The organism is Stieleria tagensis (assembly GCF_024129865.1).
Taxonomy (GTDB): Bacteria; Planctomycetota; Planctomycetia; order Pirellulales; family Pirellulaceae; genus Stieleria; species Stieleria tagensis.
On the sequence record NZ_JAMYFE010000033.1, the window covers coordinates 214,410 to 239,287 of the forward strand.

The following is a 24,878-nucleotide window of genomic DNA, read 5'->3' on the forward strand; positions in this document are numbered from 1 at the left end:
TGACATTCGAATTTACCTCCGCATCAGCAAGGACAAGTAAACTAACCTATTAGTTTAGTTGTAATGTCGTGACTTTGGCGCCGGATGTCAACCTTGTTTGAACCAAATTGCATCACAATGTTCAGAGCACGCCGACGCAGATCCGATCCGAGCCTGCATGGGGCGTCGCCGATCCCGCTAACGCGTTTCATCAAATCTGACTTTCGGTCAATGCCGTAATTCGCTAGGCTCCCGCTAAAACAACGAGAGGCAAAGCAGGAGTGTGAGTATGGCCATGAAGAGTCGGTTTTTGTGGTGTTTCTTATCGGGCTGTGTGTTCATCGTGTTGGGTTGTCATTCGACCGCGAAACGCAGTTCGGACAATGCTTCAGAGCTTGCAGCTTCGGATGTCGTAGCGGCCGATGAGCCTGCAGCGCCATGGGAAACCGTTACATTTTTCCATCAGCCTGAGTTTCAAGAAGGAACTGGGCCAGTCGATGCCGGTGACGTGCCTGAATTCACCGCGACCGATTCCGGGCTGAGGTATCGCGTCCTGAGAAATTCCAGCGGCAAGAAACCCACGGCCGACAACACCGTGTCGGTCAACTATCGCGGTTGGCTCCATAGCGGCAAAGTCTTCGATAGCTCATACGAGCGTGGCAAACCAACGACTTTTCCGTTGGAAAATGTGATCGCCGGCTGGACAGAAGGAATGCAACTCGTTGGCGAAGGGGGAATGATCGAACTGTGGATTCCTTCCAGTCTCGGCTATGGCGCAGGCGGTTCGCCGGGCTCTATCCCGCCTCATTCGCACCTCCATTTCATCGTCGAACTCGTCGACGTCGAATAGCCGATTTGATTCCCGAAACCTAGTTGAAAAAACTGAAGAGGAGTGTGCCCACGGTGATGGAACCCAGGACGACCATCAGCAGGTTTGGCATCAACTTGAACTTCTTGCGCAACGAAGGACCAAACTGGCTGATCAACACTAGCGATACAACAATCCCTAGAATTGCCCCTGCTGTCATGCCTCTGGAAATCAGAAACGCAGCGAGTAGAAGTAGTCCGCCAGTGATGCTGCCCGCGATCAAAGAAGCCTTGCTTGCAGCTTTGACATAGCCCATCACTCCTCCAAAGACGACAAACGCTCCAAAGACTGCTGTCACGATTACGGGAAAGTCCACACAAGTCTCTTTAATTTAGATTGCCAAGATTTGGCAGCAACGATTCAGCGGATTCGAACACGGATCCATCCACCCAAGCTGCCTTTGGCTGGATTGTAGTGGGTCGCTCCCGAGGTGCCAGGCACCAACGCCAGCTTTGGTTGCCCGCCATTTATTCACGCGATGTCAGATTCATCGTGACTGGGCGTCAGTATCCGTGCACAGTCAGTATCCGTACACAGTGGCGGAGACGAGTCGGTCTTCAGCGTCAAGATTTAGGAACAGAAAGGCGTCATCGTAACCGATCCATGAACAGGGGCCGACCCAGTACGAGACGGTCCGGACACCGGGCATTTGGTCGCCATCAACAAAGTGTGATCGGTCACGCTGCTCGTAGGAATCGCCAAGCAAGTCAGAGATGCTCGAAAGCGTCATGCCAGGCGTCAGTTGCCGCCCGATGATGTCCGCACACATCGCCGCTCGTTGATCGCCGCCAGGGTCAGCCTTCCAAATGACGGGGTCAAAGTGCAGTCCGTCGTACGGATCGAGCCATCGTTTCGTCTCAACTGCGGCATAAGCGAGTAGCCCCGACGCAAAGACCAGTGCTAGCACGACACAGACGTGGCGAAGAGATGAAGGCCACAGCCGAATTCTCGTCGCTCGGGCCAAGAACGAGTCTGCTGCGCTGTTTGCTTTCGTTTTTGGCATTGATGACGCGGTTCGGTTAGTGGTGCGTCAACATTTAAAAGTGGGGTAAGCTTCCAGCTTGCCATCACCACACCGGGTGAATCGCAAGCTGGAAGCGTACGCCACGAATTGTCGACCCTAAATTTAATGATGGCCGCACCACTAGTCGTCTTTCTCGGCCAACACTTCTTGGCCGATCTTTAGGATCTCTTGGTAGCGGGCGGGAATGGTTGCCGGTTGGCCTTCGGTCGCCGTCATCATCAGCGCGGCGGCGACCATCTTGCCACTCAACGTTTCCTCCGGCAGGACTTCATCGAATTCCTCCGGCAACATACTTCCCTCGCTCCAAAACGCTGCGGCAGCGACACAGCTGGCGGCGTTGTCAAAATCCATTGCTTCGGCGATGGCCATCGCGGCGCGACGGTTTTTGTCACTCGAATCCTGCAACCATTCCAAGGTGATGTCCAGTGCCGATTGTTCATCGACACTTAGTTCACGTGGAAACACGCCGTCGACGGCGCGAGCCGCCCACAAGATCGCCTGGCGTTTGCTCAGGTACAGCGACAGGATTCGTACCGCGTCGGCAAACTGTTTGTTTTCGATCAAGACGCGAACGAATTCTTCCGGGCTGTGACTCGGCCGAAACAGTTCCAGCGAACGCTCTTCCAAGTCCGTCAACTGGCACAACTCGGCCGCACTCAATTTGGGCGGCTCCGGATCGGGCACAGGATCTTTCACTGCGCCGGGCGTTTGCACGAACTGACCTTCGAATGAGGTCAGCAATTGGGTCTGCCCGGCGACAATCTGGTCCCCATCGGCAACGGCCGCTTCGGACACTGCAACGGAATTTAGGAATGTGGCATCGACCGCATTAAGATCGCGAACGATGCAATGATCACCATGGCATTGCAATTCGAAATGCACATCCGCCATCTCCAGATCATCCGGGAAACAGACGTCGGCGGTATCGCTGCGGCCGAACCGTGCCCGTTCTCCCGATTGAAGCGGGATACGGCGACCTTGGGATGGTCCAGACGTGACCTGAAGAATGACTCTCATGAATGAGATCCGGAAAAGTATTGGGGGAGCTCAGCGGCGAACGGAGTGCAAATGGGACCAATGGAAATCCAATCAGCGATCAATTGATTTTGGTCAGTCCCCCTTTCAAGGTCAGGATTCCACTTGCTTTAACTTCGGTCATCGGTGCCTTCACCGAAACCTTCGTATCGCCTTGAATCGACACCTTCATCCCCTTGATGGTGATGCCCTTTTGGTCAATCGTGATGCTGTTTCCACCGACCTTCAACGAGATCGATTTCGCGGCCTCGGTGGACTGTTTGCCGGCATCAATGCTGATCGTTCGGTCGCCACTTTTCAGCGTCAGTGCATCATCGCCCTCGATCGTGGACGTGCGACTTCCGCTCTTCAGACGGAGGTCTTCGTCGTTTTCGATGGTGGTTATGCGACTTCCTTTTTCGATGGCGATGGTGGCATCGCCTTCCATGAGTGTTTGGTTGAAGTCTTTCCAGATCGTCACGGTCTGGCTTCCGTCATCGCATCGACCATTGCCGATGATGACGTTTTGGTTGTTGAAGATCTCAATCGTCTGATCGCCGGCATCCTTCTTTTCGAAGCCGACTTTTAAGGTGTCGTTATTTTCGACGACTCGGTTGAAATCTTTCTCGGCATGAAAGTAGACGTGTTCTTCGCCTTTCTTGTCCTCGAATCGCAGCTCGTTGAAATTCTGGTTCGTCGCTTTCGTGGTGCTCTGTGTTTTGATGCCACTTTGCGTCGCATTGTCGGGCAATTTATACGGCGGCATCTCGTCGGCGTTGTAGACGCGACCGGTGATGATTGGTCGATCCGGGTCGCCTTCCAAATGCTCGACGATCACTTCTTGACCGATCCGAGGGATGTGGATGGTCCCCCATGATTTGCCAGCCCATGACTGGGCCACACGTACCCAGCAGGAGCTGTTTTCGTCGAACTCCCCAAGCCGATCCCAGTGAAACTGGACTTTGACACGACCAAATTTATCGGTCCAGATTTCTTCCCCTGATTTGCCAACCACCACTGCGGTTTGCGGTCCCCGGATCATCGGTAGCGGTGTTTGACGTGCCGCGCGAAAGGGTTTGTCGCTGCTGATTGCGGTGAAGTGGTTTTCCAATTTCACACCGCTACCACTGCCGCCGCTTTCGTACTCGCTGTTGTGAACGGTCAACTTGGTTGACACCAACAGATATTCTGCGTTCTGGTCTGACCGCGGGTAGCCGTCCAGTGTGAACAGGGAACCACAGGCGATCCCCAGTGCATTCGATTTGCCGTTGACCCGTTCGAAACCCGCCTGCTGTTCTTGGATCCGGTACTTCACGTAGTTGTCGCCATCAGCCAACTCGGTGTACTCACCGGGATAATCGAACACTTCGAATTTGGCATGCTCGTGGGATTGCGGATCCGCTGCATTGGACAGCAGCGCGGCTCTTGGCTTTTGAAAGTCAAAGTCGTTCAGAACGTACGTGCCGGTCTGGACCTCGCGAGCCATCGACCAGTCGTAGATATGATCGCGATTGCGCTGGGCGTTGGGGTCGGGCGGATAATAGGGGATGGTTGCATAGTTGTCGGTCGGACTGTGTGCCGCGGAACTGTCGACCATCTGCAGCCGATGCTCGCCATCACTGTGCTTGAAGTAGTAGTAAATCCCTTCCTGTTCCATCAGCCGACTGACGAAATTGAAAGCCGACTCACGGTACTGAACACAGTATTCCCATTCTCGATAGCTATTGCTCAGCTGTTTATCAAACCCGGAAAACCCATGATCGCCAAACAGTTCCGTGATGATGTCGGGAACCAGTTTTTCCTGGAAAATCCGGCAGTCGGCGGTGCGGGTCAGAAACCATAGCCAGGGGACCACAGATGCACGGTATTTGGAAAAGTGCTGACGGTCCGACTCGTGATCGCCGACCCACGAGATTCGATTGACCATTCCGTTGAAAAACCGCGAGCCACCGGCCAAGTGGTCGATTTTAACCGTGATCGACTGACCCAAAACCGCATCCAAGTCGATGTTGCTGTCAGTCGATAGCAGTTCCAGATCAAAATGGAACGGCCGGCCGAGTTCCTCGACCGCTTCCATTCGGTACAGCAGCAGTTTGTCAGTCCCCAGCGGTGTGACGACTTGGATTCCACGGTTTTGTTGAACTGAATTCATCGTGTAGCCAACCTAGTGCACCAATTCACGGGGACAATCCTGGAGTCGGCCAAATTGTACATCATCAAACTTGGCCAGCCCAGAGAGCCAAGAGGCACGCCGACAGGACCGATTCAATTCGCTGCGGCCGGTGGCTTGACGACCGTTATAACCAGACCATTGACCGATTGCTTCAGTTCCAGCCGTAACTCGGCAATGTCACAAGCTTGGACCGAAAACCCGATTTGCTGCAACAATCCCAGGGTATGATCTTTGCAATGGCTATACCTGCCATGATGATTCAGTCGGTAACCCTGCGGTGCCGATTCGGATTCGGCATGTTCGAGCGTGAAGACAAGCACGCCGCCGGGGCGTAGGGCGGTGAAGGCTGTTTCGAAGACAGGATCGAGTTTGCCGAAGTAGTTCAGCGTGTCGGCGGAAACGATCACATCGAACTGCGCCGCGTGCTCGCTCATGTATTGCGTCAGCTCGACTTCGCATAAATCGTCGTAAATTCCTTGTGAGTTTGCTTTGATGATCATGTTCGGCGACAAATCGATTCCGACCAAATGATTGGCGTAGGGTCGCAGTGCAGAACCGCATAGCCCAGTCCCGCAGCCGGCGTCCAGGATCGCAAACTGGGCCGCTGGTGATGGCAACGCTGCTGCAACGGCGGCAGCCACCAGAGCCGGAGCTTTGTATTCCAATCGTTCCAGCACTTCGTCGAAGCTGCTTGCGAAGGCATCAAAGGACTGTTTGACAAAATCAGTGGAGCAGCGATCTGGCGTATTGTCGCCTAAGCAAGACACAAGCATGTGCTGGGCGATGGGGTTGTCGGGTTCGATCGACAGCCATTGGCGATAAACCACAACCGCTTCGTCAATCCGATTGCAACTGTACAGAGCCCGTCCCAGGCTCAGGTGAGCTCGGGTGTGATGGGGATCAATCTCGACAGCCCTGCGAAACTCGGTCAACGCCTCTTCGAATTCGCCGACGGCGCGCAACGCATTGCCCAGGTTTTGGTGGGCATCGGCATGTTGCGGGGCTGCCGCGGTGGCTTGGCGAAACGAGTCAATCGCAGCCTGGTTCTGCTGTTGTGCTCGCAAGACGACACCTAGGTTATTCAGCGCATCAGCATTGTTCGGCAGAGCTTGGACCACCTTTCGGTACTCATTCTCGGCTTCCGTGAAACGCTCGGACTCTTTGAGCACATTGCCCAGGTTGATTCGCGCGCCCCAGTAACTGGGGTTTCCTAGTAATGCCGCACGGATCAACCGAATTGCCTCGGGCGAATTGCCCTGACGATGACGCAGCACGCCAAGGAAGTGCAGGGCATCAACCTGTCTGGGGTCACGCTGCAACGCCCGTTCATACAGTTCCTCGGCTTCGTCCAAATGTCCCCCTTGATGCAGCGTCACAGCCAGCGCAACGACATCGGCTAGCGGGGGATGATTGGGTGATGCGGGCATGTGAGTGAATGGGGTTGTCGGTCGATACGTTAGCAATGTGAACGTGCGCCACGGCGCTTATGCCACGGTGGAAAGACGCCAGAATCCCACGGCGACTAGGTGGGGGCGAATCAGTGGTTTCCAGCGATTGTCGACAAAGGCCCGCTGCGCCGCTGTCAACTGACCGCCGGGCAGATTTTCCAGGGGCGTGCGATCCGGGCAATACGATTGCTGCAACAATGCGATTTTAGAATCGGTCCCAGCGTTCAATTGTTGAGCGATCGAATCAAACAAGTATTTCGCTGGCAAGACCGCCGCCGGATGTGAAGCGGAACGTTCTTGCGGGTTGAATTGATCGGAGTCCACTTCTAGCGCGGCATCGGTCTGCTGTACCGGTGCAACCGGCGAGGGGCGTCGCAACGGATCCACCGCACGGGAAAGTCGCATGTCTTTAGGGGAAATCATCCCCAGCATGCTGATCTGCGCCGGGGCGCCGACGACGCAAAACAGATCGTGCATTGCAATGGCGGCATCCGCCCGAGGCTGCAGCCGATATTCGCGAATCAGATACAACAGTAGCGCGTCGGTGTTGATCGCCAGCACACAATGTTCGAGCAGGTCGATCAGTTCGCGCCCGCCACGGTCAAAAATCTGCTGGATGTCCATCGACACGCTGCTCATGCCTCCGCCTGATTGCTCGTGGTTTGGTCGTCACTGGAAAGTTCGGCGCAGTCATACAGTTGATGCCCTGCCGGGTCAATCACGCCCGCACGCAGGACGTGGTTCTGATCGGTTGCGACCACGAACGCCGTTGACGACTCGTTCTCCTGCAGTTGCGATAAAACGCTGTACAACCCTTTGCACAGGTAACCGTTGCAAACTTTCGAACGCATTTCTCGCGGCAGTTCGCAACCATTTTGGGAATGGTAGACGCAGGAATCAGCGTACGTCCGCGAACCGATCCGCGAAACATACGCCTGTAAAACATCACGCGGTCGTGCTGTGGGGTTTGCGTTTAGATACTTTAAAATGGTATCGACACTGATAAATGCATGCCCCTTGCCTTGCGAACAACAATGCCCTCGACAGACCGCACAGCCGTTCCCCAGCACTGCCAATTGCCGGGGTGTCGCGTCGGTCGGTTTGTCGTATTCGTCTGTTAGATCCTCAGCCGGGACCGATCCGAAATGGATCTGTGCCGCGTGACTGATCACCTGCGTCAGCCGATCGACAAACTCGCCGATTTGTCGTTTCGATGGTTGTTTCAAAGGCCGGTCATTTGACGGCAGAATTCCGAACGCATCGTCGCGACTCAGATCAAGTGAATGTTCTCGACGGATCCTATCGCGGGTGGCCAGGCTTCGTTGTCTCAACGCGGCTTGGCGGCGGTGTTCGGCCTGGATCTCGACGCGCAAATAGCTCGTTTTACACTCGCCGCGAGAACAGGTTTTGCCATTGACTTGTTCGTGCACCGAGAGCGGCGAATGGCAAATGACACAGCGCGGCGCGTCGAACGGGCGAAAGGGCTGCGCGTGATGCTCGGTGGGGCGATGCTCGGTGGGGCGATGTTTCGCGTCAAGCTGATGATTCACGTCGGCCGATGCATCCTCTGCACGCTGAAATTCGGGTTGACAATTGAGGTGTGGTTCTTGCATCTCAGTTAGCGATCAATGCCGTCTGCAAAGCACGTGAACATCTTAATCGTTTTTTAGCGGAACAGCGTCACTTTGATCAGCGAAAGACGTTGTGGGCTCGTCCAAACCGGCGCTGTCGAGAAACCGACGTTGTCCGGCTCGTGAGAACGAATGTTAGATGTTTCCGCGACAGATTGCTACTTGGGACATGCGAATCGATGCCAGTAGCGCCTGATGGCCAGTGCTGGAAGAAACCGGTAATCTGATCGGCCACCCACTACACCACAAATGCCTCAGCGACAGGATTTGAGACATGGAGAGCGAGTCAACAACCGAGATCCAAGCTCTGTTGGATAAAGCGATCGAATCACATCGCCAAGGTCAGTTGACCCATGCAGAATGGGGCTACGAGGAGGTTCTGGAAAAGGATCCTCAGCAACCCGATGCCCTGCAATTGCTGGGCGTCATCGCTGCCCAAATGGGCAACACCGCCTTGGCGATTGAGCGAGTCAATCAATCCATCGCGGTGAACCCAAATCAACCCGGTGCGCTGAACAACCTCGGCAACATGCTGGCCGAGGAAGAACGCAACGAAGAAGCAATGGATGCGTATCGACGGGCGATTGAATTGAAACCCGAATACGCCCAGGCCTATCACAATCTCGGCAACGTTTTGTCGGAATGCGATCAGATGGATGCGGCAATCGATGCGTATTCCCAGGCGACCCAACTGCAACCCGACGATGCTCAATACTGGTCGGCGCTGGGGACCGCCCAGGAACAAGCCGCTGACTGGGACAACGCGATCGTTGCCTATCAACGTGCACTGGCGATCGATCCCCAGCGCGTTGCCGTGCTCAGCCGAATGGGAGCCACGTATCGCAAAATGCAGCGACTCGATGACGCCCGTAAAATCTATCAGCAATGGTTGGAACTGGTCCCCGAGGATCCGGTCGCGACGCACTTGATGTTGGCCTGCAGTGCCACAGACCAATCGCCAGATCGGGCATCGGTGGAATATGTTCAGCGGACGTTTGATCAGTTTGCCCACCACTTCGATGAACAATTATCAAAGCTCGACTATCAAACGCCGCAACGGATCGGTGAGATCATCAGCCAACAGGTCGCTGAAACAAAACTCAAACTGCTGAGTGTTGCCGATCTTGGTTGTGGCACCGGGTTGTGCGGTCCATACCTGCGGCCGATGGCTCAACAGTTGATCGGCATCGACCTGTCGGAGAACATGCTGGCTGAGGCTCGGCAGCGTGAACTGTACGACGAATTATTGCAGCGCGACCTGACCGAATACTTGACGGACTGTCCGGACCAGCACGATCTGTTGGTTTCGGCGGACACGCTGATTTATGTCGGCGAGCTACTGTCGACCTTTGCCGCGGCGGCAAAATCGTTGCGCCCCGGCGGTCTGTTTGTATTTAGCATCGAAACGCCCGAAACCGATGCGCCCTATCGGCTGGCACCCTCCGGTCGCTACCAACACAGCCAAACCTATGTCAAAGAGTCGCTGCGAGAGAGCGGTTTGGAAGTCCGGCAGTGCGTCGAAGCGGATATCCGCATGGAGGGGCATGAGACCGTCAATGGTTTCATTGTCGTCGCACAGCGCCCCATTTCGCCGGCCTTGCCGTCGGCACAGCGCCAGGATGCAGAGAACCAGTAAGCTCACCGCCGAACTCCGATCCGTCGCACTCAAGTTCATCGCCCAATCGAGACGTTGCCAATGCCGCTACCGCATTTAACCCCGCTATCCCAACCTGATGCCCTGCGGTTTCGTGACGTGTGCCGCGCCGCTGACTACCGCGATGCTCGACTGGACGAAATTCTGGGCACGAGCATCCCACCGCCGCTGCATCACCAACATTCACAATTGATCGCAAGCTTGGCCGCTGGAGAATCAGCGTTCAGCGTTCTCGCCCGGTTGTTCTTCTTGGGATTTGCTGTTGAACGGCGACAGGCCGACGAAGCATTGCCCAGTGCATTTCTGGAATCCTGTGTCAATTGTGGTCTGTTAACGATCGATGGCGACCGGTTCCAGCCACTCGCGTTGGTGGTTCCGGTCGACGATCTGTTGATGGCAGCCGATTTACACCTGACGGTCTCGCGCGATGACGGGCACTATGTTGCCACCATCAGCGATCCGGCACAGCACCTGAGCCGGATGGCGATGCGTGCGCCGGTTGAGCGGGCGCTCGATCTGTGCGGTGGTTTCGGCTTGCACGGAGTGATCGCGGGTCAATTCAGTGACCAGGTGATCACATCCGATTTAAATCCGCGCGCCAAGGAGTTCGTCGATTTCAACGCGGCGCTCAACGACTGCTCGAACTTAACCGCTGTCAGCGGCGATCTATTTTGTCCTGTCAAAGGGCAAACGTTTAATTTGATCTTGTCCAACCCACCCTTTGTGATTTCGCCAGAAACCGTGGCGACGTTTCGCGACAGCCCGTACCAGTTGGACGGATTCACTCGCCAAATGATCTTGGAAGCCCCCGAGTATTTGAATGAGGGCGGCAACCTGCAAACGATTTTTGAGTGGGTCGAATTGGAGGGCCAGAATTGGCAAGACCGTTTAAGAGAATGGGTCCAGGGCAGCGGATGTGACGCTTGGGTCCTCACGGCCAATTGTCAGAAACCAGCCACTTACGCACGCAGTCGTCTGCGTGAAACGACCGCGGACGAGCGCGAGTTGGAGAAACGCCAATCCCACTGGGAACAGAGTTTTCGTCAGCACAACGTGCGTGCAATCCATGGCGGGTTTCTGTTCCTGCGTCGACGCCAAGGGAACAATTGGTTCGACGTGACTGAGATCACGCGCCCGATCGAACAGCCGATCGGCACTGCGGTCGCCCGCGGTTTCGCCAGCCGTGATTTGTTGTTTGCCGACCAACCAGACCAAGCCCTGCTCGCGGCGCGGCTGGCAATCGCCCCGGGGCTGCGCAAAATTTCCGATGCTAGTTGGAACGGGGATCACTGGGAAAATCAGACGATCACGCTGCGTCTGGACGAAGGACTGCCGGTCTCGATCTGTGTTGACCAAGTGATCGAACAACTGATCATCACTTTTGATGGTGAACGACCCGTCGCCCAAATACTCGATTCGTTTGCCGACAAAATCGGGCTGTCCGCGGAAACGGCCCAGACGCAGGGACTGCCGATGGTGCGTGCGATGCTGCACAACGGTGTGTTGGTGATCGCGCCGGAAGCCGGTCCTGTTGATGATTCGCGCATCAATGCCTCGTCGATTGCCTGAATTCCGGGCGTCTGCCAAACCGCGTTTGGGGCTTGTGTCCTGGTTCCCGCCATAGCGAGTGCTGTAGGGAAAGCTACTGGCCCGGCGAAGTAGGGCCGGCAATTGGCACAGCGCCTGCATCTCGACGCCAATCAATCCAGCATCCGAGAGGGGAGTGATTGATGGCTATTCGAGCAAAGCGAATTGATGTCAGCAGCAATCGTGTACCGTCGTGGTTTCGCGTCCACCCGGGGCAGGCGTTTGAAGGCGTGTTCAAAGTCTGTGACAGCCAAAACGGCCAACCGGTCAATTGGTCCGAGCAACGCCCGTTGTTTCGCGTCTACAGCCAATTCGTCGATCGATCCGTGGTCGTCGAAGTTGCCGATCCGGCGCGATGCCGCTTTGAACCCAATGGGATCTGGAAACTGCGACTGACGGCGGAAGAAACCCAGGCCATGCCACACGGTGGGATGCGGTTTACCGTCGAGCATCAGCAACCGTCGGGGGATTCACGAATCTTGATGCAGGGCGGAATCAGTTGCTGTAAAAAACGCTCCCGCAGACGCTAATGCAGTCGACGGTCAACACGAGGGCATCAAGTTCCGTTAGCTTTTTGTCTGCCGGATTGATTTGTAAGGCGTGTTGGAACATCAATTGGCAGTGTTTCCCGTAGCTGCGCCCGCCAGGGCCGTGGACCGACTGAACCTTCGCCGGCCCAGCTTCGGCACTTCCTGGTCCAACGATCCTTGGATATCCGCCGCTGCCCCTGACGGAACCTTGCCATGACGTGTCTGCATCCATTTCGATTGTTGTTGTTTTTTTTGCTGCCCTTTGCGGGGCTGACCGTGTCGGCCGACGAACCGTCTGTTGCAACCGCCCGTCAATATCGAATCGCCCCCCAGACGCCGCAACAACTTCGTGCCCTGCTGCATTTCAGCGACCATGCCCTGCCGATTGTCAGCGCTCATCGCGGTGGTGCCGGACCGGGCTACCCGGAGAACTGTATCGCGACGTTCGAGCACACTGTGTCCACGACGTTTTCAATGTTGGAAATCGATCCGCGCATGACCAAAGACGGTGAAATCGTTTTGCACCACGATGCCACATTGGACCGGACGACAACGGGAACCGGAAAATTGTCGGATAAAACACTGCGGGAACTCAAACAATTGAGACTCAAAGACAGTGAGGGCAACGTCACCGAGTATCAGATACCGACACTCGATGAAGCCTTGCAGTGGGCCAAGGGCAAAACCGTGCTGGTGCTGGATCAAAAAGATGTCTCGTTGGAACAACGCGTGGCAAAGATCACCCAGCATCATGCCGAAGCCTATGCGATGTTGATCGTCAGTCGCTTCGCCGATGTCCAGACCTGCTACTCGCTCAACAAGGACATCATGATGGAAGTGATGATCCCAAACCACGAAAAAATTGCTGCGTTTGAAACCATCGGCGTTCCATGGGAAAACGTGATCGCGTTTGTGGGACATGTTCCGCCGCAGGATCGCTCGCTGTATGACGCGGTGCATAGCAAGGGTGCGTTGACCATGGTCGGCACCTCTCGCAACTTGGATCAACAATTCGCTGAACGGGCGCAAGCAGATTCGAATTCACTGCAATTCGACTACCAAACGCTGCTCCAGCGCGGTGCGGACATCATCGAAACCGATCTGCCACGGCAGGTCGGTCCGCTGTTGTTCGAATCAAATCTGCAAAGCGATCCGGGGTTAACGTCCTTGCAGATTGATTAGTCACATCCGGGCTCGGGGACAGGCCGGCTACAGTTGACTGGTGACGGCTTGGCGGACGACTCGGTTTTCGACTTCTTCGGTCAGCCGGGCAATGGCTTGTGCCACCGGCATAGACCCGAGGTCTCCATCGATTCGGTCTCGCAGCGCGATCTGCCCGGTTTCGGCTTCTTTGGGGCCGACGACGGCCATGTAGTTGACCAAATCCAATTGGGCGTTGCGGATTTTTGCCTGCACCTTGCCGCCACTGGAATCCACCGTGACTTTCAATCCGGCTTCGTCGAGTTGCTTGGCGACCGCAACGGCGTAGTCCAGTGATTTGTCGCTTAGCGGCAGCACACGAACCTGTTCCGGCGACAACCACATTGGGAACGCGCCGGCGAAGTGTTCGATCAGCATGCCGACAAAACGTTCGAGTGAACCGAACGGTGCACGGTGAATCATGACCGGGCGATGCGCCGCGTTGTCTTTGCCGTTGTATTCCAGTTTGAATCGCTCGGGCAGGTTGTAATCCAATTGCACTGTTCCCAGTTGCCAGGAACGACCGATGCAATCGCGAACCATGAAGTCGGCTTTGGGGCCATAAAATGCGGCCTCGCCCGGTTCTTCATTAAAGTCCATCCCGCTTTGTTCCAAGACGCCACGCAGTGAACCTTCGGCGCTGTCCCATTGTTGTTCGCTGCCGACATACTTGCTGCTATCGGGATCGCGCAGCGACAGTTGCACGCGATAGTCATCCAGACCCACGCTCTTGAGCACGAACTGGGTCAATTCGATGGTGGCACGGAATTCCTGTTCAACCTGGTCTTGAGTACAGAAAATGTGCGCGTCGTCTTGGGTCAATCCTCGGACCCGCAGCATGCCGTTGAGTTCGCCGGTTTGCTCGTGCCGATAGACAGTTCCGAATTCGAACAATCGCAGTGGCAATTGGCGATAGGAGCGCGCCTGGGCTTTGAAAATATGGCAGTGATGGGGACAGTTCATCGGTCGTAGCAAATAGCGCTCGTTAACCATTTGCCAGTCGTGCAGGACCTCGCGTTTTTGGTCTGCCGACATCGACGGTTTGTAGTTTGGCAATTCGACGCCCAGAACTTCGACCGCCGCCATCAACTTGTCTTCGCCATCGGCGTCGATCGTGCCGGTTTCGAGACGGTTGCTCCAGCTATCCAAAAGAGCGCCGACCTCGCTGCCGAACAAGGGCGGGAATTGGCTGTCGCGGTAATAGGGAAAGTGGCCACTGGTTTCGTACAATTCCACCCGCCCGATATGCGGGCTGTAGACCGGGTCGTACCCGCGGCTGAGCAACTCGCGCCGCAAGAAGTCTTCCAATGTGACACGTACGCGTGCCCCTTTGGGTAACCACAGGCACAGGCCTTGCCCGACTTCGGGGTTGATTGCAAACAACCCATGTTGTTTGCCCAACACACGATGATCCCGCCGTTTGGCTTCTTCGATTTGTTCCAAATAGGCCTTTAGTTCTTTCTTGTCAAAGAACGCGGTGCCGTACAGCCGTTGCAGCGGCCGATTGGCGGTGTCACCTTTCCAATGCGACCCGGCGATACTCATCAGTTTGATCGCTTTGATCTTGCCGGCATCGGGGATGTGTGGGCCACGGCACAGGTCAACGAATTCGCCTTGGCGATAGAAACTGACCGTGGATTGATCCGCCAGCCCGGTGTCGATGTGTTCGACCTTTAGATCTTGGTCCAGGTCATCGCACAGCTTTCTGGCTTCGTTGCGGTCGAGCAGAAAGCGTTCGAACGGTTCTTTCTGTTTGATAATCGATTTGATTTCCGCTTCGATTTTAGGGAAATCGTCTTCGCTGATCGGGGTATCCAGATCGAAATCGTAATAGAACCCGCCTTCGGTGGTGGGGCCAAAGGCGAGGGAAACGCCGTCATACAGTCGCATCACCGCCCGCGCCATCACGTGGGCCGCAGAGTGCCGCAGCACGTCCAACGCCTCGCCATCGCGGCTGGTCAACAATCGCAGCGAGAGCGCCGCGTCGCCGTCGTCACTTTCGGTCGCGTTTGCCAATTCGCCCAGCGGTCGGTCGGCGTCGACGACACGCCCATCGACCTCCGCGGCAATCACGCTGCGGGCCAGCCCTTCGCTGATTCCGCTGGCAATGTCCATCGACGTGATGTGCCCGGGGTGTTGGTGCAGGGTGCCGTCAGGCAATCGCACGGTGACGGGGTGCAGCGGGCTGGCGTCAGACGCGTCGGAAGAAACCGGGCCGGGAGGCGATTGGCTCATTATCGTTCAGTTTGAAATCCAAGGGTTCGGCGGCACCCTCCAAACGAAAGAGGGCGACCAGAGCGAAAGAATGATGGCGACCAGGATACAGCGTCAATCCCTTTTTGCACTTCCCCAGTGTCTGGACGCAACAATCTGCCCGTTCCGATCGCACAAACTGGCAACAACCTCGCTGGGCAGACGTGATATACTGGACACACCTCTTCTTTTTTCGTTCACCCTCTGTGTCGTAATTTCCAGCGATGGCGTCCGCCGACACCAAACACGACTTTCTCGATCCACCAACAGTCGCTGACGGTGATCAGCAACAGTTGGGAACGCTGGGCCATTATCGGGTGATCCGAGAACTGGGCAAAGGCGGCATGGGATTCGTGTTTTTAGCCGAAGACACGCGACTCAAGCGTGCCGTCGCCCTCAAGGTGATGAACCAGAAAATCGCTGCGACCCCCGGCAGCCGCAAACGGTTCATTAGCGAAGCCCGCTCGATGGCTGCCGTGCACCACGACAACGTGGCGACGATTTTCGAAGTCGGTGAGCATAAGGGCACTCCCTACATGGCCATGGAGCTGCTCGAGGGTGCCACATTGGAGGATTTGAAGGATCGCAAGGAAAAGCCGGAATTCCAGGAATTGATCGGCTACGCCCGCGATATCGCACGCGGTTTGGCCGCCGCCCACGCTCAAGGCATCGTTCACCGCGATATCAAACCCGCCAACATTTGGTTGGATACGAAAACCAACCGGATCAAAATTCTCGATTTTGGACTGGCTCTGGCGCAAACTCCTGTCGACCAACTGTCCGGCCGTGGTGCCGTGGTCGGTACCCCCGGCTACCTGTCGCCCGAACAAGCACGCAGCGAACCGCTGGACGATCGCAGCGATTTGTATTCGGCCGGCGTCGTGCTGTACGAACTGGCCACCGGCGCATTGCCGCTGAAATCCAAGACAGTCGCCGAGCAGTTGATCGCGATCCTGGTCCACGCCCCCAAACCGCTCCGTGAGCGGAACGAGAAAATTCCACAACCGTTGGCGGACCTGATCCACCGATTGATGGCCAAGGAACCGCGTGACCGCGTCGCCAGCGCCGCATTGCTGGAATCGGAGTTGGACCGGGTGGCGGTCGAATGTGAATCGAAATCGGAAATGGCCCAGGCGATCAATCAATTGCAACTGGGGCTGGAACAGGCAGTCAAAAAACGAGATTCTGGCGACAGCGGCGTGGATTCAATCGACTCCGGCCAATCGCCGCCGAATCCGTTCGAATCGCTGCCTGATGTGTTGCCCACAACGGCCGCGCTGCCCAGCCCCTCCGGCGTTCATTCGCTCGGCGCAGCGGTGGGGCCCACCGCATCCGCAACGGGTTCGTCCGCTACCCGTTCTCTACCTGGCGCGAGTGCCGCCGCCGGCCGACAACCCAGCAAACAGACGGTTCCCGCCGGTGAGAGTTCCAAAGGGCTGTGGATCGCGATCGGAGTTGTCGTGGCGCTGCTGTTGGCGCTGATCCCAGCGGTCGTTTACTGGAGCACGACCAGTGCCATCGCACGCCAGCAAGACGGCGCAGCGGTGGTCGTCTCCGATCGAAACTCGGATTCGGGGGCCTCCCAGTCAAACAACAACAGTCCGAATATCGCCCCCAAAGCACCGTCAAAAGCTCCGGCAAAAACGCCCAAGCCGAAAACCCCGTCGCAGCCGGCGGCGCCCGCCCCGCCGGCCGACGAAGCGGAGGTTTTGGTGACCAAAGTGACGGCCAAATCCATTACCGACATCGCACCGGCCGGCGCGACTTGGATCGTCAACAAAGATCACTACAACGGCTCGTTCGAACAAACCGAACCGGCGGCCGATGAAACGGTAATTCCCGGCTGGACGATGCGTCGCAGCGGCCCCGACGCCGGTTGGAAAACGACCCCCAAATCCAAACGCCCCAACGACAAAACACACGCCTATGCCGGTGCCAAAAGTGAACTCGTCGTGACCAGCGAAACGCTCAACCACGCCGCCAATGAGGGAGATGTTTTTCGTGTCGGAGCCAGCATCGGTGGCGAAGGCCCGGGCATGACGGATTATCAGGTTGTGCTCGGTTTCCGCGACGATTTCGGGCCGCCGTTGCGATACCAATTGGCGGCCGTTGCCAACAATGTCCCATGGAATGCCAACCGTCCCAAGCGATTGCAATACGAGTACACCGCCGATGCGACGGTAGCCGGCAAACGACCGTTTGTTGAATTGACCGTTTCCAACAAAAAACGGATTCGGAAACGAGCGATGTTGGACGACATCGAGGTCACGGTTGAGCCGGCCGCCAAACAGTCGCCCAAATCTGTTCCCGGTCCTGATCGCACGACCGAAATGGCCGACGCCCAACCGCGTCCTGACTCCACCCCCATGCCGGCCGATCCCGATCCGATCGAGCCTGCGAAATCGAATGCGGTCGCGCCGAATAGCCCGCCGATCAGCACTCATCAAGTCACCGTTTCCACCGCGGAAGAGGGCGGTGCCGATGCCACGGTCAAACGCGGTGCCAGCAGCAATGACCCGTTGGGCGAAAAACCCGTGCTGGCAATCCAAACTCGAAACGACAGCCAAATCCAGCACATCTATCTGCGGTTTCCGATGGAATCGGCTCGCGGTGAAGGATCCGGCCTGGGCAATTCCGGCCAACCTCGCAATGGCCGCAACCAAAACAACAAAAAAACCAACCCGCTGGACTTGGCGTCAGCGACTTTGAAACTGGTCTACCTGGTTGCTGATCGCCCCAGCGGCGTGGTGGTACGGGTCTATGGATTGGATCAGCCGGTCAGCGACGTCTGGCCAGAAGAAAAAATTGTCTGGAGCAATTCGCTGTCAACCAAAGGGTTGGACTCGTTACCGCTGCTCGCCGAACAGGCAACCGACTCCGACAGTGCGACCCTGGAGATCTCCAGCCCCAAACTCGCAGAATTCTTATCCGCTGCGAAACAACGCACCGTCACGCTGATCTTGACGGCCGTTGATGGCAGTCATCTGCTGACATTTGGGGCCAAAGAGGACAGCCAACTCGAGCCACCCACGTTGCTGCTTGAGATCAAGGATTAGTCGAACGCGCATCTTCGACGGCGCTGGTGTGGAGGATTTATTCGACTCGGGTGGAGGCCAGCGACGGCGTGCCAGTCACTTAGGAGTCTGATTCGTCTTGTCGTGCAACAGCGACTTGCCGCTTCGCTTTTGCTTTGCCGTTGACCGTACGGCCATTGCGTCCTGACGATCGCGTGTAATCACTATCGTAGTATCCGCTGTAGCCGCCGGCGCCATCGAACTTGCTTCCCGCACCAAAGGCGTTGAGCATCCAGCCGACGAAATTTCCGCCCGATTCGTGGATCCGCCGCATCGTGTTGAGCACTTCGTCGCGACGAGCACGCGAGACGCGTACGACCAAAACGCTGCCGTCCAAGCGTGGCAAGACGACGACCGGATCAGACACCGCCAAGACCGGCGGCAAATCGACCAAGATCACACTGAACTGGGTCTTCAACTGATCCAGAATCTCGTCAAAGCGATCTGACTGTAGCAATTCCGCAGGCACCTTGGTGGTCGACCCGGCAGTGATCACCGACACGTTCTCAATCGAAGTCGGTTTGATGGCTTCTTCGATTGACAACTTGTTTTCGAGCAAGTCGCACAGGCCGTCGTCTTTCTTGACACTGAAATATCGGTGCGCGGTGGGGCGACGCAGGTCCGCGTCAATCACCAAGACCTTCAAATCCACTTGCGCGAATGAGACCGCAAAGTTCGACATGATCGTCGACTTGCCATCGCCCTGCATCGGGCTGGTGAAGCCGATGGTTTTTAGTTTGCCGGATTTGATATCCAATAACATCATCGTCCGGCCCAGGCGAAACGCCTCGGCATCCGGTGACAACTCGGCGGAAATCAATCCTTCGATGCCACGATCGATCGACATCATTTTGCCGACGCGGCCCAAATTGGGCAGCCCGATCGCATCGTCCAATTCGGCAGCCGATCGGAAACGGCTGTCTCGGACTTCCGATCCGAATGCAAACGCCAATCCGCTGCACAACCCCAACATCAATCCCGCGGCGCCACACAGCGGCAACTTGGGCCAAATGTGAAGCCCCAGACGTGGCACCTCTAGAAATTCATACAGATACCCGCTCAACCCACTCGCCGTATCCAGTTCGCGCAGTTGGGTCACAATGCCATCGAACAACGCTTCTTGACGCTCGATGTTTTTCTGCAACACCAAATCTCTCAGTTCATATTCGATCAATTCTTTGGCTTTCACTTCCGCATCGTTCGACAGAAACTGGAGCTCCTTGCGTCGTTCGGCCGCGGCAGCCAAGTCATGCTGCAAAAATCCTGTGTAGGCCTTCAGCAGACCTTCCGGAGTCAACGTCGTGTCGTCGAACAGCCCGTTGGGATTGGTCAAGTTCTGGTTGTCTTGCAAGAATTCTTTGACCAGTGCAATCTCACTTTCGATCTCTTGCACCTTAGGATGCCCGGGACCGAAAATCGCATTCAAACGCTGCTTCTCGCTACTCAACGTCAGCAAGTGAGTGAACTGGGTCCGCGCCTCTTCAACCTTTGCCGGCAGCGTCGAACGAAACTCGGCGGTGTTGGCTGAATTCATCTGTAGACCGGCAAACAATCCCAACCGTTCCAGTGACTCGCTATCGATCAATGCTAGTTTGTCCAGGTTATCGATCGGGTCGGTTGACTCGTCCAGTTCCTTCAACACCGAAATGACTCGATCCAGACGCGTCGTCAACGTCGACTCTTGGATGTCCAAGTCCAACATCTCGTCTTGCAGTCGACGGAATCGATCTTGATAGACGTTGCTGCTGCCTTCGCCCTGAAAGAACAGCGGTGCCTCCTGTCGGGCGCGCAACTGTTCCTGTTCGGCTTTGGCCAACGACGATTCGATGTCGCTTTTCGCTTCTTGCACCAATTCGTTGGCCCGACCCATCACCTGTTCGACCTGAGCCACGATGAATTTTTCGTATTCTTTCATCACCGCCGTCAGAACCAACTGTGCGTCTTCGGGATCGGTATGGGAAAACGCGATGTTCAAACTCTGGGCGGTTTTGGCCGAACCGGCACCGCCTTTGACCAAATCCAGATGTTCGATGACGTAGTCGGTCGAATCGGTTGTTTCGGTCAGATGCGGAGTGATGGAGTCCAGATTCGTCAGCCCGTTGGACTCCAGCGCCTTGCCGACGATCATTCGGCTGGAGATCAGCTCGATATGATTGGCCAGCGTGTCCTCTTCCACGACGCCGGTGCCCGTTCCGGCCGTAGCACCACTGTTGCCCAAGCCGGCGGTCCGCTCGGCGATCAGCAGTTTGGCATGGGACTGATACCAGTCGGGCGCATTGAGCGCATAGATCACACCTACCGCCAGACCCAGAATCGACAGCAATCCGATCAGCCACCGTTGGCGACTGACAATCTCCAAAATGTCCATGGTGTCGGAATCAGCCGACGCGGCGCGACGTGTTTTTTTATTCGTTGACTTTGCCGATGGCATAGCAGCTATTCTCTTCGCAGAGGTTTCGAATCGGTTGGGTTCGACCGATCGCTCTGCAAGGGGGCTCGGGACAGAGGTGGTTGGCCGCGTATATTAGTTCCGATGCTGGAGCGGGCCGTCAAGCATCAAGGTGCGGTGGTACGGATTGCCACCGTTGTGGTCCACCTGCGCACGTTAAAGCGACGTGGTAAAAGAAAAGGATATTCAGGGTCACTCGGATTTTGCGGAAAATCCGGCCAAAAACCTCACTCTCGCCTACATCTACCTGAACAAGCGACACCCCATTCTTGGTCGCAAAAAGTCATTCCACTCTCAAGAAACGCTTTTCCGTGACCACTTTTACCCCACGCACAGCCGGAACAGCCGACGCAAACACGCATGTTGACGCGTCGCAGCCGAAGCCCGCCTGGCAGCAATCCGGCGAGCGGCACATTTGGATGCCGTATTGCCAAATGAAGACGGCGCCGCAGCCGATCGCGGTCCAGCGAACCGAGGGGGTCTACCTGCACCTCGCCAACGGGCGGCGGCTGATCGATGGGTTGGCATCGTGGTGGTCGGCTTGTCATGGCTACAACCATCCGCACCTGGTCGCGGCGATGCAGCGGCAGGTGGCGACGATGTCGCATGTGATGTTCGGCGGGGTCCAGCATCGGCCGGCCCTGGCGCTTGCCGAACGACTGGCGGCGCTGTTGCCGGGCGATCTGAACCGCGTGTTTTTTGCCGACTCGGGATCGGTGGCTGTCGAAGTCGCCATGAAAATGGCAATCCAATTCCATCGCAATCATGGCCAGCCAAACCGCACCCGTTTCGTCTCGTTTGCCAACGCCTACCACGGTGACACCACCGGTGCGATGTCGCTGTGTGATCCCCAGCGCAGCATGCACGCGGAATTCGACGGCGCGCTGCTGCAGCAGATTCACACCGAACTGCCGCGTGACGCTGACGCCGTCGATCGGTTTGATCAACTGCTACAGGAAAATGGTGATCGATTGGCCGGCGTCTTCGTCGAACCACTCGTTCAAGGCGCCGGTGGAATGCGGTTTCACGATGCCAGTGTGCTGCGCTCGATCGCCCGGTGCTGTCGACGACACGGCGTGCTGTTGATCGCCGACGAATTGGCGACGGGTTTCGGACGCACCGGATCGATGTTTGCCATCGAACAGGCCGACGTGGTGCCAGACATCATTTGTTTGGGCAAAGCGTTGACCGCGGGCATGATCGGCCTGGCCGCAACTGTCGCCACCGATCATGTGTTTGACGCATTCTGGTCCGATCGGGCATCCGACGCTTTGATGCACGGGCCGACTTTCATGGCCAATCCGCTGGCTTGTGCCGCCGCCGGTGCGTCGTTGGATTTGTTTGAAAGTGAACCTCGATTGGATCAAGTGGCATCGATTGAGTCCGATTTAGTGTCGTTGCTGGCTCCCTGCCGCGAACTGCCGGGGGTGGTCGATGTGCGTGTCAAAGGCGCCATCGGGGTGGTGCAGGTCGGGCAATTGGATCATGTCGATCGATTGCGCAGTGCATTGATTGACCAAGGCGTCTGGATTCGACCCTTCGGAGACTGCATCTACACCACGCCGCCCTTGGTTGTTTCCCCCACTGAACTTCGACAAATCGGGCGGGCGATGGTGTCGGTGACCGAGCAGTGGTCGACGTGGCCGCGCTAGCCGACGCCGAATTCCTTTTTCGCGTATGTTGTTCCCGCCGCTCGTTCCGAAGATAATGGCCATCCCGATTCCGTCGGTGGACGACGTGCCCCTGTCCCTGTTTCCCTCCACTCTTTTTTTCCTTCCCATTGAAGTACCGGTGTCCTCGCATGAATTTATTGAAGTGTCCGGGCGGATTTTCCGCCGCGTTTGCATTGATTTGCATGATCAACGTTTCCGGTGTTGCGCCGGCAGAATCCGACGCGAACCAATTGAGCGAAGCGGAAAAACGAGGCGGGTGGGAATTCCTATTTGATGGTCAGTCCACCGACTCCTGGCGCAACTACAAAAAAGATTCTGTCAGCGAAGGCTGGAAAATCATCGACGGTGCGTTGGTTCGCGCGGAAAAAGGTGCCGGCGACTTGATCACCAAACAAAAATACAAATCGTTCGAACTGTTGCTCGACTACAAGATCAGCCCTGAAGGCAATAGCGGGCTGATGTTCCATGTCACCGAAGACAATCCGAAACCATGGAACAGCGGTCCGGAAATCCAAATTCAGGACAACGCCGATGGGCACGACCCGCAAAAATCGGGCTGGCTGTACCAACTGTACAAACCGTCCGCCCCCAAATGGTCCAAGAACAAAGCCGAAGTCGACGCCACACGCCCGGCCGGCCAGTGGAACCAAATCTATCTGCGGGTCACGCCGGACAGCGGCGAAGTTTGCGTCAACGGAGTCCGTTACTATCAGTTCGATCTTGGCAGCAAAGATTGGAAAAAACGCGTCGCCGATAGCAAGTTCGCCGCCTACTCCGGTTTCGGTGCCGCCGGCGAAGGCCATCTCTGCCTGCAAGATCACGGTAACGAAGTCGCGTTTCGAAACATTCGTATTCGTCGCATCAACGACGATGGTACGGCCCCGCAACCGATCGACGGAAAACTGGGACTCAAAGGTGAGCTCGCGTTCCCGAATCTGAAGTGGGACCAGTGGGAACCGATCGATGAGAACGGAAACCTGCGTGAATTGCGTTTGATCGAATTGACGCACGCCGACGACGACAGCAACCGACTGTTCGCCGCATCGCAGTACGGTGCCATCTGGAGCTTCAAAAACGACCCCGAAACCTCTCAGTCACATCTGTTTCTCGACTTGCGAGACAAAGTTTATGACTGGAAAAAACCTGGCGCCAACGAGCAAGGTCTGTTGGGACTGGCAATGCATCCGCAGTTCAAATCCAACGGCAAGTTCTATGTCTATTATTCCAAAGCCGGCGCCAGCAAGTCGATCATTTCGCAGTTCACGGTCTCGGCCGATGACCCGAACAAGGCCGACCCGGAATCCGAATTGGTCTTGATGGAAATCGACCAACCCTATCAAAACCACAATGGTGGTAGCATCGAATTCGGTCCCGACGGATTCTTGTACATCGGATTGGGCGACGGCGGCGACCGCAATGACCCGCTGGCCAACGGCCAAAACCTTTCCACCTTGCTGGGATCGATCCTTCGCATCGATGTCGATCATCCGGCCGAGGGACTCAACTATGGGATCCCCAGCGACAACCCGTTTGTCGACACCCAAGGTGCCCGACCCGAAATCTATGCCCATGGCGTTCGCAACCCTTGGCGGATCGCGTTTGACAGCCAGACCGGCCAACTTTGGATCGGCGACGTCGGCCAAGAACTTTGGGAAGAAGTGAATCTGATCACCAAAGGCGGAAACTACGGTTGGAGTGACCGCGAAGGCATGAATAACTTTGGCAATCGTCCCGCCGTTGAGGGTGTCGGCAAAGCCATCGATCCGGTCTGGCAATACGACCACCGCGTCGGACGCTCAATCACCGGCGGCCGCGTGTATCGCAGCGACAAGCTGGCTGAATTGGCTGGCAAGTACTTGTACGCCGACTATGTCACCGGTGTCGTTTGGGCATTGACCGTTGATCCCAACAGCAACCAAGCCACACGCAACGAACAGGTCTTTCCGGACAGCGTGCCAGTCCTTGGATTTGGCGAAGACAACCAGGGCGAGGTCTATTATTTGACCAACAGCCCGCGCGGTGAATGCATCTATCGATTCGCCAAATAGGCTGGATCGGCTAGTTTGTCTCCGGGCTCTGCGAGCCCGGACCGGCAACTTCGAGACGTCAAACGTATTACTTACGTTTGCATCAAGAAAATGAGCCAGTGTTTTTCCTCTCCCACTGGGAGAGTCGGGCTCTCTGGCCCCGAAGAGGTTCGTGGAAACCTCCCCGGGCTTACACCCGACCCTCGTTGGAAAGGAGGGTGAAATCCGTCACTGTCCCGGATGGGAACGGCTGAGCAACCAGGACGGTTGAACGTCTGCGGTGGGTCTGCCCAG

The 24,878-nt window shown here is 56.4% G+C and carries 18 protein-coding genes; 9 read left to right on the forward strand and 9 right to left on the reverse strand.

What is annotated here, in order from left to right:
* Positions 1-274: 274 nt before the first annotated feature.
* Positions 275-829, forward strand: a complete 555-nt coding sequence (locus NHH03_RS07270) for an FKBP-type peptidyl-prolyl cis-trans isomerase (protein ID WP_253155096.1) — start codon at positions 275-277, stop codon at positions 827-829.
* Positions 830-848: 19 nt separating this feature from the next.
* Here the strand turns inward: NHH03_RS07270 and NHH03_RS07275 are convergent, their stop codons facing one another.
* The 7 genes from NHH03_RS07275 to NHH03_RS07305 all read right to left on the reverse strand — a co-directional run bounded on the left by NHH03_RS07275 (position 849) and on the right by NHH03_RS07305 (position 7,732).
* Positions 849-1,163: a TMEM14 family protein gene (locus tag NHH03_RS07275; protein ID WP_253155097.1), complete on the reverse strand. Its 315-nt coding sequence runs from the start codon at positions 1,161-1,163 to the stop codon at positions 849-851.
* Positions 1,164-1,367: 204 nt separating this feature from the next.
* The gene (locus tag NHH03_RS07280; protein WP_253155098.1) at positions 1,368-1,850 is read right to left on the reverse strand and encodes a hypothetical protein; all 483 of its coding nucleotides are present in this window, start codon (positions 1,848-1,850) and stop codon (positions 1,368-1,370) included.
* Between the two features lie 141 nt (positions 1,851-1,991).
* Positions 1,992-2,888 carry an FHA domain-containing protein gene (locus NHH03_RS07285; RefSeq protein WP_253155099.1) on the reverse strand — a complete coding sequence of 299 codons (897 nt, stop codon included), beginning with the start codon at positions 2,886-2,888 and terminating at the stop codon, positions 1,992-1,994.
* A 79-nt stretch (positions 2,889-2,967) separates the two neighbouring features.
* The gene (locus NHH03_RS07290) at positions 2,968-5,037 is read right to left on the reverse strand and encodes a type VI secretion system Vgr family protein (protein WP_253155100.1); all 2,070 of its coding nucleotides are present in this window, start codon (positions 5,035-5,037) and stop codon (positions 2,968-2,970) included.
* Between the two features lie 113 nt (positions 5,038-5,150).
* Positions 5,151-6,485: a tetratricopeptide repeat protein gene (locus NHH03_RS07295; protein WP_253155101.1), complete on the reverse strand. Its 1,335-nt coding sequence runs from the start codon at positions 6,483-6,485 to the stop codon at positions 5,151-5,153.
* 57 nt (positions 6,486-6,542) lie between these two features.
* Positions 6,543-7,145 (reverse strand): hypothetical protein, encoded by a 603-nt coding sequence (locus tag NHH03_RS07300; RefSeq protein WP_253155102.1) that lies wholly within the window; start codon positions 7,143-7,145, stop codon positions 6,543-6,545.
* The gene (locus tag NHH03_RS07305; protein ID WP_253155103.1) at positions 7,142-7,732 is read right to left on the reverse strand and encodes a hypothetical protein; all 591 of its coding nucleotides are present in this window, start codon (positions 7,730-7,732) and stop codon (positions 7,142-7,144) included. Before NHH03_RS07305 ends, NHH03_RS07300 begins: the two co-directional genes overlap by 4 nt.
* Before the next feature lie 57 nt (positions 7,733-7,789).
* Between NHH03_RS07305 and NHH03_RS07310 the strand changes: the two genes are divergently transcribed.
* The 5 genes from NHH03_RS07310 (at position 7,790) to NHH03_RS07330 (ending at position 13,090) form a co-directional block, all read left to right on the forward strand.
* Entirely contained in the window at positions 7,790-8,128 is a 339-nt protein-coding gene (locus NHH03_RS07310; protein WP_253155104.1) for a hypothetical protein, read from the forward strand.
* A gap of 283 nt (positions 8,129-8,411) precedes the next feature.
* Entirely contained in the window at positions 8,412-9,773 is a 1,362-nt protein-coding gene (locus NHH03_RS07315) for a tetratricopeptide repeat protein (protein WP_253155105.1), read from the forward strand.
* 60 nt (positions 9,774-9,833) lie between these two features.
* A complete protein-coding gene (locus NHH03_RS07320) occupies positions 9,834-11,360 on the forward strand; it encodes a methyltransferase (RefSeq protein ID WP_253155106.1) in 1,527 nt (508 codons plus the stop codon).
* A 161-nt stretch (positions 11,361-11,521) separates the two neighbouring features.
* Positions 11,522-11,908 carry a hypothetical protein gene (locus NHH03_RS07325; protein ID WP_253155107.1) on the forward strand — a complete coding sequence of 129 codons (387 nt, stop codon included), beginning with the start codon at positions 11,522-11,524 and terminating at the stop codon, positions 11,906-11,908.
* A 213-nt stretch (positions 11,909-12,121) separates the two neighbouring features.
* Positions 12,122-13,090 (forward strand): glycerophosphodiester phosphodiesterase family protein, encoded by a 969-nt coding sequence (locus NHH03_RS07330; protein WP_253155108.1) that lies wholly within the window; start codon positions 12,122-12,124, stop codon positions 13,088-13,090.
* A 27-nt stretch (positions 13,091-13,117) separates the two neighbouring features.
* Here the strand turns inward: NHH03_RS07330 and thrS are convergent, their stop codons facing one another.
* The gene (thrS, locus tag NHH03_RS07335; RefSeq protein WP_261364129.1) at positions 13,118-15,343 is read right to left on the reverse strand and encodes a threonine--tRNA ligase; all 2,226 of its coding nucleotides are present in this window, start codon (positions 15,341-15,343) and stop codon (positions 13,118-13,120) included.
* A 242-nt stretch (positions 15,344-15,585) separates the two neighbouring features.
* Between thrS and NHH03_RS07340 the strand changes: the two genes are divergently transcribed.
* Positions 15,586-18,417, forward strand: coding sequence for a serine/threonine-protein kinase (locus NHH03_RS07340; RefSeq protein ID WP_253155109.1), 2,832 nt, complete (start codon positions 15,586-15,588; stop codon positions 18,415-18,417).
* Between the two features lie 79 nt (positions 18,418-18,496).
* On the opposite strand, the gene NHH03_RS07345 is transcribed toward NHH03_RS07340, so the two are convergent.
* Complete coding sequence (locus tag NHH03_RS07345) at positions 18,497-20,866, reverse strand: polysaccharide biosynthesis tyrosine autokinase (protein WP_253155110.1); 2,370 nt, start codon at positions 20,864-20,866, stop codon at positions 18,497-18,499.
* A gap of 329 nt (positions 20,867-21,195) precedes the next feature.
* Between NHH03_RS07345 and NHH03_RS07350 the strand changes: the two genes are divergently transcribed.
* The gene (locus tag NHH03_RS07350; RefSeq protein WP_253155111.1) at positions 21,196-22,536 is read left to right on the forward strand and encodes an adenosylmethionine--8-amino-7-oxononanoate transaminase; all 1,341 of its coding nucleotides are present in this window, start codon (positions 21,196-21,198) and stop codon (positions 22,534-22,536) included.
* Between the two features lie 149 nt (positions 22,537-22,685).
* The gene (locus NHH03_RS07355; protein ID WP_253155112.1) at positions 22,686-24,605 is read left to right on the forward strand and encodes a family 16 glycoside hydrolase; all 1,920 of its coding nucleotides are present in this window, start codon (positions 22,686-22,688) and stop codon (positions 24,603-24,605) included.
* Positions 24,606-24,878 lie beyond the last annotated feature (273 nt).